Origin of the sequence: Micromonospora sp. L5 (assembly GCF_000177655.2) — a bacterium.
Classification (GTDB): Bacteria; Actinomycetota; Actinomycetes; order Mycobacteriales; family Micromonosporaceae; genus Micromonospora; species Micromonospora aurantiaca.
The window spans coordinates 5,710,925-5,725,382 of the sequence record NC_014815.1; the positions used below are offsets into that span (position 1 = coordinate 5,710,925).

At 72.3% G+C, this 14,458-nt stretch carries 11 protein-coding genes; all 11 read left to right on the forward strand.

Translation table 11 applies throughout. The features are described 5' to 3' along the window. The first annotated feature begins 5 nt into the window (after positions 1 to 5). Positions 6 to 1,118 (forward strand): AAA family ATPase, encoded by a 1,113-nt coding sequence (locus ML5_RS26330; RefSeq protein WP_013476843.1) that lies wholly within the window; start codon positions 6 to 8, stop codon positions 1,116 to 1,118. Further along, entirely contained in the window at positions 1,115 to 3,925 is a 2,811-nt protein-coding gene (locus ML5_RS26335) for a DUF5682 family protein (protein ID WP_013476844.1), read from the forward strand. Before ML5_RS26330 ends, ML5_RS26335 begins: the two co-directional genes overlap by 4 nt. Positions 3,926 to 3,966: 41 nt before the next feature. Next, on the forward strand, positions 3,967 to 4,347 hold the full coding sequence (locus ML5_RS26340) for a YccF domain-containing protein (protein WP_030272340.1): 381 nt from the start codon (positions 3,967 to 3,969) through the stop codon (positions 4,345 to 4,347). A gap of 471 nt (positions 4,348 to 4,818) precedes the next feature. Beyond that, a complete protein-coding gene (locus ML5_RS26345) occupies positions 4,819 to 5,541 on the forward strand; it encodes an FkbM family methyltransferase (RefSeq protein ID WP_049794880.1) in 723 nt (240 codons plus the stop codon). A gap of 228 nt (positions 5,542 to 5,769) precedes the next feature. Continuing rightward, positions 5,770 to 6,828 carry a LacI family DNA-binding transcriptional regulator gene (locus ML5_RS26350; RefSeq protein ID WP_013476845.1) on the forward strand — a complete coding sequence of 353 codons (1,059 nt, stop codon included), beginning with the start codon at positions 5,770 to 5,772 and terminating at the stop codon, positions 6,826 to 6,828. 115 nt (positions 6,829 to 6,943) lie between these two features. Then, complete coding sequence (locus tag ML5_RS26355; RefSeq protein WP_013476846.1) at positions 6,944 to 8,620, forward strand: ABC transporter substrate-binding protein; 1,677 nt, start codon at positions 6,944 to 6,946, stop codon at positions 8,618 to 8,620. An 87-nt stretch (positions 8,621 to 8,707) separates the two neighbouring features. After that, positions 8,708 to 9,922 (forward strand): ABC transporter ATP-binding protein, encoded by a 1,215-nt coding sequence (locus tag ML5_RS26360; protein WP_013476847.1) that lies wholly within the window; start codon positions 8,708 to 8,710, stop codon positions 9,920 to 9,922. Further along, entirely contained in the window at positions 9,919 to 10,896 is a 978-nt protein-coding gene (locus tag ML5_RS26365; RefSeq protein ID WP_013476848.1) for an ABC transporter permease, read from the forward strand. Before ML5_RS26360 ends, ML5_RS26365 begins: the two co-directional genes overlap by 4 nt. A 3-nt stretch (positions 10,897 to 10,899) precedes the next feature. Continuing rightward, complete coding sequence (locus tag ML5_RS26370) at positions 10,900 to 11,982, forward strand: ABC transporter permease (protein WP_013476849.1); 1,083 nt, start codon at positions 10,900 to 10,902, stop codon at positions 11,980 to 11,982. Further along, a complete protein-coding gene (locus ML5_RS26375) occupies positions 11,979 to 12,986 on the forward strand; it encodes an ABC transporter ATP-binding protein (RefSeq protein WP_013476850.1) in 1,008 nt (335 codons plus the stop codon). The genes ML5_RS26370 and ML5_RS26375 overlap by 4 nt, the downstream gene beginning before the upstream one ends. A gap of 36 nt (positions 12,987 to 13,022) precedes the next feature. Continuing rightward, positions 13,023 to 14,435 (forward strand): GH1 family beta-glucosidase, encoded by a 1,413-nt coding sequence (locus ML5_RS26380; RefSeq protein ID WP_013476851.1) that lies wholly within the window; start codon positions 13,023 to 13,025, stop codon positions 14,433 to 14,435. The last annotated feature ends 23 nt before the right edge of the window (positions 14,436 to 14,458 follow it).

Sequence of the window (14,458 nt, forward strand, 5' to 3'; positions counted from 1 at the left end):
CCCTGATGTCCGACATGCTCCGCGCCCCCGCCGAGGTCAAGTACGCCGACGAGCTGGCCTACCTCGAATCCGTCGACACCGGGCCGAAGCCGTTCTCCTGGCGGCTGAGCCCCCGCATGGTCCGGCTGTTCGTGCTCGGCTCCGAACGCGCCGACGGCCTCGACCGGGAGATCCCGCAGAAGTGGTTCGGCGACCGCAGCTTCGTCGAACGCAGCATCGTCACGCTCGCCTCCGACCGCGGCCTGCTGCTCATCGGCGACCCGGGCACCGGCAAGAGCTGGCTCGCCGAGCTGCTCGCCGCCGCTGTCTGCCGCAACTCCACGCTCGTCGTGCAGGGCACCGCCGGCACCACCGAGGACCACATCAAGTACTCGTGGAACGTCTCCATGGTCATCGCCCGGGGCCAGTCGCGCGAGTCGATGATCCCCTCGCCGATCATGACCGCCATGGAGCAGGGCGTGATCGGCCGGTTCGAGGAGCTGACCCGCTCCACCAGCGACGTCCAGGACGCGCTGATCTCGATCCTGTCCGAGAAGTACGTCTCGATCCCGGAACTGGACCACGACAACATCGTCTTCGCCAAGCCCGGCTTCTCCGTCATCGCCACCGCCAACAGCCGCGACCGGGGCGTCAACGACCTGTCCTCCGCACTCAAGCGGCGGTTCAACTTCATCCGCATCCCGGTGGTCACCAACAAGCGCAGCGAGGCCGAGATCGTCCGCTTCCGGACCGAGGAGCTACTGCGCCGGCACCGCATCGAACTGGACGTCCCGCCCACCCTGCTCGACATCCTGCTGCAGAGCTTCGCCGACCTGCGCGCCGCCGCGTCCGCCGCCACCAGCGACGACGAGAAGCTGGAGTCGGCGCTGTCCACCGCCGAGCAGATCGGCGTGCTGGAGGACGCGATCCTGCACAGCCAGTTCTTCGGCGACCGCACCCTGCGCGCGCAGACGCTCGCCGGCTCACTGATGGGCTCGCTGGCCCGCCGCGCCCCGGAGGACCTGGCCATCCTCAACAAGTACCTGCACGGCGTGGTCGAGCCCCGCGCCAAGGCCGACGGCGGCGACTGGGAGGGCTTCCTCGACGGCGGCCGCCAGGCGATCGCGTCGCTGTCATGACCGCGCCCGCACCGACCGGCCTGTTCGGTCCGCTGCGCGACCAGCTCACCGACGCCGCCGCCGCGTTCGCCGGCTCCCCGGACGCGCTCGCCGACATCCTCACCGGCATGGTCGACGACGTCGACCGGGCGCTGCGCGAACGGCTGGAGATCTTCCCGGTCTGCCATCACTCCCCCGCCTCGGCGCTGGCCATGGCACGCCGCCTGCGCGCCCGCCCGCCCAAGGTGATCTACCTGGAACTCTGCGAGGACCTGCGCCCCCTGCTCGACGAGCTGCGCAACTGCCGGCTGCCGGTGGCGGTGCAGGCGTTCGCCACCGAACTCGACGGCTTCCCCGCCGAGTGGAGCCCGCTGAGCGTGGTCGCCCCGATCACCGAGGCGTCCGCCGAATACCAGGCCGTCGCGTACGCGCTGGACACTCCCGGCGTGGAGCTGGTGCTCGTGGACCGGTCCACCGACCACGTCTTCCAGTGGACCCCCCGCGACGACACCGGGCCCGCGCCGGGGCCGGACTCCGCCCCCGCGTCCGCCGACGACGACACGGCACTGCACGGCGACGCGGTCGGCGTGGAGATCGGCGACCTGCGCCCCCGGTTCGCCGAACTGGAGGCCCACCTGCTGCACCACGGCAAGGTGCGGCACTGGTCGGAATGGTGGGACCAGTACGTCGAACGGCCGCTCGCCGACGCCGACCACGACACGTACCGCCAGGTCATGGTGCTGATCGGCAGCCTGTTCCGGCGGCTGCGCCCGTCCCGGTCCGCCCGCGACGACCGCGACGAGGACCGCGAACGCCACATGTGGACCCGGATGCGACAGCACCTCGCCGAAAGCGGCGCCGACCCGGCCGACTGCCTCTACGTCTGCGGCGCCTTCCACGCCGCCAGCCGGGTCGAACAGTTCGGCCTCGACTCGACCGCACCGGACTTCCCGATCAGCCCGCGCACCGGCACCCGCTGGCGTTACGGCCTCATCCCGTCCAGCCACTCGGCCATCGAGGCGCAGTTCGGGCTGGCCCCGGGCACCGTGTCCATCGCCGCCGCGAACTGGACGGCCGCTGTCGCCCGCACCCGGCTCACGCCGTACCGGCTGGCCGGGCAGCGTACCGGGAAGAAGGGCCGCCGGGCCCGCGCCGCCGCGCCGGCCACGACCGGCCCGGCCACGGACCGGCTCAGCGGATTCCTCGCCGCCCCGCCCGTCCTCGACGAGCTGGACGAGGCCGAACTGCGCGGCTGGTGCGTCGACATCGTCCGGCTCGCCCGCCGCAACGGCTACCTCGCCAGCACCGCCGACGCGATCGCCGTGTTCGAGACGTCGATCCTGCTCGCCACCATGCGCAACCGCGCGCGGCCCACGCCGTACGACTTCGCCGACGCCGCCGTGACCTGCATCGAGAAGGACGTGGTGCCCGGCCGCCGCGACGTCCGCCGGCTCTGCGAGATCCTCCTCGGCGGCGACCGTGTCGGCCAGGTCGGGTACGACTCCCTGCCGCCGCTGGCCCGCGACGTCCTGGACCGGCTGCGCCCCCTCGGCCTCGACCTGGAACGGCGCACCGTGCAGCGGGCGCTGCTCGACCTGCGCGCCGACCCGGCGCTGGCACCCTGCTCCGACCTGCTGTGGATGCTGCGGCATCTGCTGCCCGCCGACGCGGTCCGCCCGATCATGGGTGAGCGCCGCCTCGGCCACCGCTCCGAACAGGAGAGCTGGGACCTCGCGCTCGGCCGCAACCAGCGCGCCCTGATCGAGCTGGGCTACGAGGGCGTCACCGTCGAACAGGTGCTGGAGCAGCGGCTGCGCCGGGCGGTACGCGGCCCCGACGCGACAGCCGCCCGCGCGCTCGCCGCCGTCGAGGACGCCATCCGGCTGCTGGACAGCCCTCGCCTGGTCGACGAACTCGGCGCGCGGGCGGTGGAGCTGCTCGCCGCCGAACGCACGGTGGACGACGCGCCGGAGGTGCTGCGCCGCATCCGGCGGCTGCTCGCCCACCACCGCACCACCACACCGGCGCTGCCCGCGTGGTGCCGGACGTTCGTCACCACCGGGTACGCCCACTACTGCACGCTGCTGCCCACCGCGTTCGTGGACGAGTCCACCGGCGTACGGCAGGTCGGCGCGATGCTCGGCTTCCTGTTCAGCATGGAGAGCCTCGCGTTGTCGCTCGGGTGCGACCGCTCCCAGCTCGAACTGGCCGTCGCGCAGGCCCACCCGGAGGCCCCGGCCAAGCTCGCGCTGCTCTGGGCCGCCCGCCACCAGCTCGGCCTGCTGCCGCTGGCGCGCCTGCGCGAACAGTGCGCCGAGCTGCTCGCCAATCCGCTCGTGGTGCCCGCGTTCCCGCAGTACCTGTCCGGCTTCGTGCACGCGCTCGAACCGGTGCCGGGGCTCGCGCCGTTCGTGGTGGAGACCATGTCGTCCGCCTTCGCCGGACTGCCCGACCCGGTGCTGCTGCCCTGGCTGCCGATGCTGATCACCACACTGCGCGAGCACGGCCCGGAGCTGGTGCCGCTGCTGGTCCGCGAGGCGGAACGCACGTTCCCCGCCACGCTGCCCGCGCTGGACGCCTGGACACCGCCGTGGGCGGCCACGCCCACCCCGTCCACCCCACTCGCACCGTCCCCGGGAACCGGTCCGGTGCACGGTCTGCTGGTCGCCCACCCGGAGGCGGTCGACGCGGTGGCGGCGCTGCTCGGCTGCTCCGGCGACTGGCAGCCGCTCGCCGAGGGCGGCACGTCGCCGGGTGACGGGGCGTCGGTGCTGCTCGCCGCACACCCGGCGACGGCTCATGCGGTGGCGACGCTGCTGGCGGACTGATCGACGTCGGCGGGTTTGCGAGGGCAGGCGACCATGGAGTGGTGATCCGCTTTCTGCTGAACCTGCTGTGGCTCGTCTTCGGCGGCGGCTTCGTCCTGGCCCTGGGCTACGGCGTGGCCGCCCTGATCTGCTTCGTCCTCGTCGTCACCATCCCGTTCGGTGTCGCCTCGCTGCGGCTGGCGTCGTACTCGCTGTGGCCGTTCGGCCGCACGATCGTGCGCAAGCCGGGTGCTGGTCTGCCCTCCGGCCTGGCGAACGTGCTCTGGGTGGTGCTGGCCGGCTGGTGGCTGGCGCTGTCGCACATCCTCGCCGGCATCGCGCTCTGCGTGACGATCATCGGCATCCCGTTCGGGGTGGCGAACTTCAAGCTGGTCCCGGCGGCGCTGTGGCCGCTCGGCCAGGAGGTCGTCGACAACCCGTAACCACATGCCGGCCCCGGCACCCGCGCCGCCCGCGCCGCCGGGGCCGGGGCCGGGCCCTCGCCGTGCCCAGCCCCTTCCCTGGCGTCCGCTGCGCCCCGCGAGCGGGTGGAACGTCATGGGTGTCAAACGAGGGCGGAGACACCCATGACGTTCCACCCCGTGGTTAGCACTCCTCGGGCAACGAGTGCGAGTCCTGATGAGCGGGATCCGCGTTCCGGTCACCGGGGTTGCGGGCGATCTTGGTACGAGACGGCCGCCATGAGGGCCGTTTCGTACCAAGATCTGCTGGTCGTCGTTGACTGCTCGCGTGGAGATGCGGAGCGGGCGCGGGGCAGCGCACCATCTCTACGGCGTCCTAGGAGGATGGGGTGATGCTCAAGGGACGCGAATGGGGCTCGCGGGTGCGCCCGGGTGGCTAGCGTCGGGAGGGTGCGGGACGGGGTGATCGAGACGCTCAAGGCGGACCCGGCGATGTCCGGTCTGCGCCGGTCGCTGGACTTCTACCACGGCGACCCGGCGCGCGACGCCGCCCTGGACGCGTTCTACGCCCCGCTGGTCCGCGCCGGTGACCTGGTCTTCGACGTCGGCGCGCACGTGGGCGACCGGCTCGGCAGCTTCCGCCGTCTCGGCGCGCGCGTGGTGGCGGTCGAGCCGCAGCCGCTGTGCGCCCGGGTGCTGCGCGAGATGTACACGGACGACGACGGCGTGACGGTGGTGGAGGCGGCGTGCGGGCGTACAGCCGGGCCGGTGCGACTGCACGTGAACTCGGCCAACCCGACCGTCTCCACCGCCTCCCCCGGGTTCGTCCGCGCCGCCGACGGCGCGCCCGGCTGGACGGGCGAGATCTGGGACGCCCAGATCGAGGTGCCGGGCACCACGCTGGACGCGCTCGTGGCCGCGCACGGCGTACCGGCGTTCGTGAAGATCGACGTGGAGGGCTTCGAGGACGCCGTGCTGGCCGGGCTGAGCCGGCCGGTCCCCGCGCTGTCGTTCGAGTTCACCACCATCGCCCGGGTGGCGGCGGCGCGCTGCCTGGACCGGCTCGCCGCGCTCGGCTTCACCCGGTTCACCGTGGCGATCGGTGACGAGATGGAGTTCGCGCTGCCCGGCTGGCGTCAGGCCGCCGAGGTGGCCGCGTACCTGCGCACGCTGCCGGACGAGGCCAACTCCGGCGACGTGTACGCCCGCCCCTGAGCGTCCACTTCGGACCGCCCTGCACGAAGGAACGAGGCATCGACCCTGCTCATCGCCGTGATCGGCGGAGCCGCAGCCCGGGCACTTTTTTCAAGCCTCGAACTTAGCAGTGCATCGTTATCCGTCTGTGATTGACGTGACCCGCGCCACTTGGGTTGACTGCCACGGAACCGCTTCCGCAACCGGTTCCGAAACACCCCGCTCATCCCTGCGACCCGGGAGCGTCACGTGCCGATCACCATCGCCGACGTCGCCACCCGCGCCGGGGTGAGCAAGACGACGGTCTCCCGGGTGCTCAACGGCAAGGGCGAGGTGCACGTCCGTACCGCCGACCGGGTCCGTGCCGTGATCAGCGACCTCGGGTACGTGCCGAGCGCCCGCGCGGTCGGCCTCGCCCGGGGGCGTACCCGGGTGGTCGGGATGCTGGTCCCGGCGCTGACCTGGCCCTGGATGGGCGAGGTGCTCCAGGGCGCGGCCGACGTGGTCGAGGCCGCCGGCTACGGCATGCTGCTGTTCACCTGCACCCACGGCGACGAGTCGATGCGCCGGTTCGCCTCCCAGGTCTCGGCCAAGTCGTTCGACGGCCTGCTCGTGGTCGAACCGGAGGGGACGCTCGACTACATCACCGAGCTGCACCGGCGCGGCCTGCCGGTCATCCTCATCGACGACCGGGGCCACCAGCCCGGCTTCCCGTCGGTGCGGACCACGAACGAGGAAGGCGCGCGGGCCGCCGCCACGCACCTGCTGGCGCTCGGCCGGCGGCGGCCGCTCGTCGTCACCGGCCTGCGCCGGTTCGGCTGCACCCGGGAACGGCTCGCCGGGTTCGCCGGCGCCTACGCCGACGCGGGCGTACCGATCGAGCCGGACCGGGTGGTGGAGGGCGACTTCACCTTCGAGTGCGGGCGCGCGGCGGTACGGCGGCTGCTCGCCGACGGCGTACCGTTCGACGCCGTCTTCGCCCACAACGACCTGTCGGCCGCCGGGGCGTTGCAGGCGCTGCGCGACGCCGGGCGGCGCGTCCCGCAGGACGTGGCGGTGGTCGGCTTCGACGACCTCCCGCTGGCCGGGCACACCCACCCGCCGCTGAGCTCGGTGCGCCAGCCCCTGCGGGAGATGGGTACGGCGGCGGCCCGCCTGCTCATCGGCCACCTCGCCGGCACCCCGCTGCCGGACACCCCGACCGTCATCCCGACCGGCTTCACCGCCCGCGACTCGACGACCGCGAGCGACCCGACCGCACCGGACTCGACAGGCGCGCGGGCGCCGACGGGTGCCCGCGTCACCTGACCCACCCCGCCGTACCGGCGACCACGCCGGCGGGCCCGCCCGCCGGTGGCACCACCGCACACCTCCATCCACCACATCCCGCCCGAGGACTGCGGGACCACCGAGGGAGACCTCCATGAGAAGACGGCAACTCCTCGCCCTCGCGCTGGCCGGCGCGATGGTCACCGGCGCCGCCGCCTGCGGCGACAGCCCGAACGCGAACAAGAAGAGCGGTCAGGCCGCGACCGTGTTGAACGTCGGCATGCCCAACGGCCCGCAGGCGGAGAACAACAACCCGTTCCTCACCACCTCGGCCGCCGCGTCGCTCGGCTACCGGTGGCAGATCTACGAGCCGCTGATGATGTGGAACCCGGTCAAGCCGGCCGAGCCGTTCAAGCCGTGGCTCGCCACCAAGGCCGAGTGGTCGTCGGACTACAAGACGGTCAAGGTGACCATCCGGGAGAACGCCACCTGGTCCGACGGGCAGAAGGTCACCGCCGAGGACGTCGCGTTCACCTACAACCTGGTCAAGAAGTTCCCGGCCCTCAACGACCAGGGCGTGCCGTACACGGACGCCGTGGCCAGCGGCAACGAGGTCACCATCTCGATGGCCAGCCCGCAGTTCGTCAACCAGCAGAAGGTGCTGTGGCGGGTGCCGATCGTGCCGAAGCACCTGTGGGAGAAGATCGCCGACCCGGCCACCGACCCGGTGAAGCAGCCGGTCGGCAGCGGCCCGTACACGCTGAAGTCGTTCACCCCGGCGACCACGACGCTCTCCGTGCGCGACAGCGGCTACTGGCAGGACCCGCCGAAGGTCAAGGAACTGCGGTACACGTCCTACACGGACAACAGCGCGCAGACCACCGCGCTCGCCAACGGCGAGTCGGAGTGGAGCTTCGTCTTCATCCCGAACTACCAGACCGTGTTCGTGGCGAAGGACCAGAAGAACCACAAGATGTGGGCGCCGCCGGTGCTGGGCATCCACGGCCTCTACGTGAACACCACGAAGAAGCCGTTCGACGACCCGACGCTGCGCAAGGCGATGAACATGGTGATCGACCGGGCGGACATCTTCACCACCGCCGAGGCCGGCTACTTCCACCCGGAGGTCAAGAGCGTGACCGGCCTGCCCAGCCCGGCCGGTGACTCGTTCATCGCGCCCGAGTACAAGGGCCAGGAGCACAAGGTCGACGTCGAGGGCGCCAAGGCGCTGCTCGCCGGCGCGGGTTACAAGCTCGACGGCACCACGCTCAAGGACAAGAGCGGCAAGCCGGTCACGATCCGGCTCACCGACCCGGCCGGCTGGTCCGACTACCAGACCAGCCTGGAGATCGTGAAGGGCAACCTGGCGAAGATCGGCATCGCGGCGACCATCGACAAGGCCAACCAGGACGCCTGGTTCCGCAACGTCGAGCAGGGCAACTTCGAGGCCACGTTCCGGTGGACCGAGTCCGGCGCCACGCCGTACGACATCTACCGGACCATCATGGACGGCCGCGTGCTCAAGCCGATCGGCACCGCCTCCCCGGCGGGCAACTTCGGCCGGTTCCAGAGCAAGGAGGCCACCGACGCGCTGGTGTCGTACGCCAACGCCACCGACGACGCCACCCGCACCACGGCGATGGCCACCCTGCAGAAGATCTTCGTCGAGCAGGTGCCGATGATCCCGGTCGGCGCGGACAACATCGGTGGCGCGTACAGCACGAAGAACTGGACCGGCTGGCCGGACGACTCGAACCCGTACGGCGCGCTCCAGCCCACCCAGCCCAACGCGGTGGACGTGGTGCTGCACCTCAAGCCGGTCGCCGGCTGACCCGGCGCCGCCGGCCCGGCCACGATCGCCCGGCCGGGCCGGCGGCGCCCGCCCCTCTCTTCGGCAACCCTGAGACAGGAATGCGGCATGACGTTGACCGAGAGCGCACCGGCGCCGGCCGACGAGGTGGTGCTGGAGGCCGTCGGCCTGACCAAGCACTTCCCCGTCCGCCGGCGGCTGCGTGACCTCCTCTCCCGCACCCCGGCGGTGGTGCACGCCGTCGACGACGTATCGATCGCGCTGCGCCGTGGCCGGGTGACGGCACTCGTCGGCGAATCCGGCTCCGGCAAGTCCACAGTCGCCCGGCTGCTGGCCCAGCTCTACCCGCGTACCGCCGGCGACATCCGGCTGCACGGCCGCTCGACCCGGGTACGCGGCGGGCGCCGGTTCCGGGCGTACGTGCGCCGGGTGCAGCTGATCCTCCAGGACCCGTTCGCCTCGCTGAACCCCGTGCACACGGTCCGCTACCACCTGACCCGGTCGCTGCGCATCCACGGCAACGCCGGGACCGGACCGGACGGGCTGGAGAAGGCGCTCGCCGGCCTGCTGACCCGGGTCGCGCTCACCCCGCCGGAGCGCTACCTCGACGCGTTCCCGCACGAGCTGTCCGGCGGGCAGCGCCAGCGGGTGGCGATCGCGCGGGCGCTCGGCGCCGATCCCGAGGTGCTGCTCGCCGACGAGCCGGTGTCCATGCTCGACGTGTCGATCCGCCTCGGCGTGCTCAACCTGCTCCAGGACCTCAAGGACCGGCTCGACCTGGCGATCCTCTACATCACCCACGACATCGCCTCGGCCCGCTACTTCGCCGACGAGACGATCGTCATGTACGCGGGGCGGATGGTCGAGGGCGGCGACAGCGAGACGGTCACCCAGCGCCCGGCCCACCCGTACACCCGGTTGCTCATCGAATCGGCGCCGGACCCGGAGCGGATCACCGGCGCGGGCGGCGACGGCGCGGCGGCGGGCGAGCGGGGTCACGGCGAGCCGCCCAGCCTGATCCGTCCGCCGGCCGGATGCCGGTTCCACCCGCGCTGCCCGGCGGCCATGCCGCGCTGCGCCACCGACCTGCCGCCGCCGATCCCGGTCGACGACGTGCCGGGCCACTGGGCGGCGTGCTGGCTGTACGACGCGGACACCGTCGCCACGGAGAAGCCGGCGAACGCGGAGAAGCCGGCGAACGCGGAGAAGCCGGCGAACGCGGAGAAGCCGGCGAACGCGGAGAAGCCGGCGAACGCGGAGAAGCCGGCGAACGCGGAGAAGCCGGCGAACGCGGAGCAGGCCGGAACGGAGGCGGCCCGGTGAGATTCCTGCTGCAACGGGTGGCCTTCTACCTGTTCACCGCCTGGGCGGCGATCACGCTCAACTTCTTCATCCCGCGGATGGTGCCGGGCGACCCGGTGCAGTCGCTGATCTCCCGCAACCAGGGCCGGATCAGCGCCGACGCGGTCGCGTCGCTGCGGGTGCTGTTCGGGCTGGACTCCGACCGCTCGCTGTGGGAGCAGTACGTCGCCTACTGGGGGCAGCTCCTGCGCGGCGACCTGGGGCTGTCGTTCACGTTCTTCCCCGCCCCGGTTTCGGAGGTGATCGGGAGCAGCCTGCCGTGGACGGTCGGCCTGGTCGGCGTCACCACGATCGTCAGCTTCCTGCTCGGCACCGCGCTCGGCGTGGGCGCGGGCTGGCGGCGCGGCTCGTGGATCGACGGGCTGCTGCCGGCCACCACGTTCCTCTCCTCGATCCCGTACTTCTGGCTGGGCCTGGTCGCGATCGCGCTGTTCGCCGGGCCGGGCAGCTTCTTCCCGTCCTCCGGCGGCTACGAGCCGGGCCTGGTGCCGGCGTTCGACGCCTACTTCATCCCGAGCGCGCTCCAGCACAGCATCCTGCCCGCCGCCACCATCCTGGTGTCGTCGATGAGCGGCTGGATCCTCAGCATGCGCAACATGATGGTCACCGTCGCCAGCGAGGACTACATCACCGTGGCGCACGCCAAGGGGCTGTCCGAGCGCCGGGTGGCCCTCAGCTACGCCGCCCGCAACGCGCTGCTGCCGAACGTGTCCGGGTTCGCGCTGTCGCTGGGCTTCATCGTCGGCGGCACGCTGCTCGTGGAGATCGTCTTCTCGTACCCGGGTCTGGGGTTCCAGCTCTTCCAGGCCGTCGGCGCGAAGGACTACCCGCTGATGCAGGGCATCTTCCTGATCATCACGATCTCGGTGCTGGTGGCGAACCTGCTCGCCGACGTGGCGTACCTGCTCCTCGACCCGCGGACCCGAAAGAGCTGAGCGATGACACTCTCCCCGTCCAGCATCGAGCAGGTCATTCCCGGCCAGGGGGCGATGGCGCAGCCGTCGGCCCGGGCCCGCCGCCGCCGGTTCCGCTTCGTCGCCAACGCCAAGGCCGCGACCGGCCTCGCCGTCCTCGGGGTGTACGTGCTCCTCGCGGTGATCGGGCCGTGGATCGCGCCGTACGACCCGGACGCGCGCAGCGCCGACGTGCTCCAGGCCCCCTCGGCCCGGCACTGGTTCGGCACCACCCACCTCGGGCAGGACATCTTCAGCCAGATCCTGGTCGGCGCGCGCAGCGTGATGGTGGTGGGCCTGATCGCCGGCGTGCTCGCCACGATCCTGTCCATCCTGATCGGCGTGACCGCCGGCTACCTGGGCGGCGCGGCCGACGAGGGCCTGTCGGCGGTGTCGAACGTGTTCCTGGTGATCCCGGCGCTGCCGCTGATCATCATCGTCACGTCCCTGGTCGAGCAGGCCAGCGACATGCTCGTGGCGCTCATCATCGGCCTCACCTCGTGGGCGTGGGGCGCCCGGGTGCTGCGCGCCCAGACGCTGTCGCTGCGCCGCCGCGACTACGTCGAGGCGGCACGGGCCACCGGCGAACGGACCTGGCGGATCATCGGGTTCGAGATCCTGCCCAACCTGACCGCGATCATCGCCTCCGGCTTCGTCGGCACCGTCATCTTCGCGGTGATGTCGGAGATCACCCTGGCGTTCATCGGCATCTCGTCGATGACGTCGTGGAACTGGGGCACGATCCTGTTCTGGGCGCAGGGACAGCAGGCCCTGGCGCAGGGCGCCTGGTGGTGGTTCGTCCCGGCCGGGCTGGCCATCGCGCTGCTCGGCACCGCGCTGGCGCTGATCAACTTCGGCATCGACGAGTTCGTGAGCCCGCGGCTGCGCACCGGCGGCCGGACCCGGATCCGTACCGCCGACGGTCGCGTCGTCGCGATGCGCGTCGGGTTCACCCCGGTGCTCGCGCCGGTCACCGCGTCGGTGCCGATGCAGCCGCGCGACGCCGACGGCCGGCCGCCCGCCGACGCCGTCAGGCCGCCCGCCGACGAGAGAGGGAAGCGCTCATGAGCGACCAGGTGCTGGAGATCCGCGGGCTGTGCGTCGACTACGGCGTCGGCGCGGAGGCGGTCCGCGCGGTCCGCGACGTCGACCTGACGCTGCACCGCGGCGAGGTGCTCGGCCTGGCTGGGGAGAGCGGCAGCGGCAAGTCCACGCTCGCGTACGGGCTGACCCGGCTGCTGCCCCCGCCCGGCGTGGTCAGCGGCGGCCAGGTCATCTACCACCCGGGCGACGGCCCGCCGGTCGACGTGCTCACGCTCAGCCCGGCGAAGCTGCGCGAGTTCCGCTGGGCGGAGACGTCGATCGTGTTCCAGGGCGCGATGAACTCGCTCAACCCGGTGCACAAGGTCTCCACCCAGCTGCTCGACGTGATCCGGGCACACGAGCGCAGGAGCACGGCGGCGAGCCGGTCGGCCCGGGCCAAGGAGCTTCTGCGCCTGGTCGGCATCTCCGCCGACCGGCTGGACAGCTACCCGCACCAGCTCTCCGGCGGCATGCGGCAACGGGTCATGATCGCGATGGCGCTGGCGCTGGAACCGCAGGTGGTCATCATGGACGAGCCGACCACCGCACTGGACGTGGTGATGCAGCGGCAGATCCTCGGCCAGCTCGCCGAGCTGCGCGAACGCCTCGGCTTCGCGGTCCTGTTCATCACCCACGACCTGTCGCTGCTGGTCGAGTTCTCCGACCGGATCGCGATCATGTACGGCGGGCGGATCGTCGAGGAGGCGCCCGCCACCCGGCTGTACCGGGAACCGCTGCACCCGTACACCGAGGGGTTGCTGCACTCGTTCCCGGCGCTGCACGGGCCGCGCCGCGAGCTGACCGGCATCCCCGGCTCTCCGCCGGACCTGCGCGCCATGCCCTCCGGCTGCGCGTTCCATCCCCGCTGCCCGAAGGCGTTCGACGGGTGCGACCAGCAGGTGCCGGTGCTCGGCGCCCCGCGCGTCGACGACCCGGCGCGGGCCGTCGCGTGCCGGCTGCACCCGGCCGTCGCGCCCCTGTCCCGCTGACCCGCCCGACACCACCCGCTACCCGCGAGGAGAACCATGGACACCGACCTCACCCGCCCGTCGTCAGTCGCCGGTGCGGACCCGATCGACACGCTGCCGCCGACCTTCCGGTGGGGGGTGGCGACGTCGTCGTACCAGATCGAGGGCGCGGTGGCCTCCGACGGCCGCACCCCGTCCATCTGGGACACGTTCTGCCGGGTGCCGGGCGCTGTGGCGAACGGCGACAACGGCGACGTGGCGTGCGACCACTACCACCGGATGCCGCAGGACGTCGCGCTCATCGCCGACCTGGGACTGGACACGTACCGGTTCTCGGTGGCCTGGCCCCGGGTGCAGCCGGGCGGGCGCGGTCCGGCGAACGTGGCCGGGCTGGCCTTCTACGACCGGCTGGTGGACGAGCTGCTCGGCCGGGGCGTCGAGCCGTGGGTGACGCTGTATCACTGGGACCTGCCGCAGGAGCTGGAGGACGCGGGCGGCTGGCCGAACCGGGACACCGCGTACCGGTTCGCCGACTACGCGGAGCTGGTCTTCGCCGCGCTCGGCGACCGGGTCCGCACCTGGACCACGCTCAACGAGCCGTGGTGCTCGGCGATGCTCGGGTACGCCTACGGCGACCACGCCCCGGGCCGGCGGAACCTGGGCGACGGCATCGCCGCTGCGCACCACCTGCTGCTCGGGCACGGGCTGGCGACGCGGCGGCTGCGCGAGGCGGCCCGCTCCCCGATCGAGCTGGGCCTGACGCTGAACCTGTCCACCGCCGACCCGGCCACCGACAGCGCGGCGGACCGGGACGCCGCGCGGGCCGCCGACGGGCTGGCCAACCGGCTCTACCTCGACCCGGTGCTGCGCGGGGCGTACCCGCAGGACGTGATCGCGGACCTGGCCGCCGAGGGGGTACGTATCCCCGTCGAGGACGGCGACCTGGACGTCATCGCCACCCCGATCGACGTGCTCGGGGTCAACTACTACTTCGGGCAGCTGCACTCCGGCGTGGACGAGCAGGGCCGGGACCGCGACGACGACGGCAAGCCGGTACGCCGGGTGGTCCGCCGCGACCTGCCGCGTACCGCGATGGACTGGGAGATCGTGCCGGAGTCCTTCACCGACCTGCTGGTGCGCCTGCACCGCGACTACCCGGGCACGCCCATGGTGATCACCGAGAACGGCGCCGCGTTCGACGACACGCCGGACGCCGACGGGTTCGTCGCCGACGACGACCGGGTCGGCTACCTCACCGAGCACCTGCGGGCGGTGGCCCGGGCGCGGGCGGCCGGCGCCGACGTGCGCGGCTACTTCGCCTGGTCGCTGCTGGACAACTTCGAGTGGGCGTACGGCTACGACAAGCGGTTCGGCATCGTTCGGGTCGACTACGACACGCAGCGCCGCACCCCCAAGCGCAGCGCGCTGTGGTACCGGGACACCGTGCGGCGGGTCCGCGGGCAGCGCTGACGCCGCGGCGTGGGGGGCCGGGC

Excerpts from the sequence above, each read along its gene's own strand:
- ML5_RS26335 (WP_013476844.1), top strand. The coding sequence starts at position 1,115 with ATGACCGCGCCCGCACCGACCGGCCTGTTCGGTCCGCTGCGCGACCAG.
- ML5_RS26375 (WP_013476850.1), top strand. The coding sequence starts at position 11,979 with ATGAGCGACCAGGTGCTGGAGATCCGCGGGCTGTGCGTCGACTACGGC.
- ML5_RS26380 (WP_013476851.1), top strand. The coding sequence starts at position 13,023 with ATGGACACCGACCTCACCCGCCCGTCGTCAGTCGCCGGTGCGGACCCG.
- ML5_RS26345 (WP_049794880.1), top strand. The coding sequence starts at position 4,819 with ATGTCCGGTCTGCGCCGGTCGCTGGACTTCTACCACGGCGACCCGGCG.
- ML5_RS26355 (WP_013476846.1), top strand. The coding sequence starts at position 6,944 with ATGAGAAGACGGCAACTCCTCGCCCTCGCGCTGGCCGGCGCGATGGTC.
- ML5_RS26330 (WP_013476843.1), top strand. The coding sequence starts at position 6 with ATGTCCGACATGCTCCGCGCCCCCGCCGAGGTCAAGTACGCCGACGAG.
- ML5_RS26370 (WP_013476849.1), top strand. The coding sequence starts at position 10,900 with ATGACACTCTCCCCGTCCAGCATCGAGCAGGTCATTCCCGGCCAGGGG.
- ML5_RS26360 (WP_013476847.1), top strand. The coding sequence starts at position 8,708 with ATGACGTTGACCGAGAGCGCACCGGCGCCGGCCGACGAGGTGGTGCTG.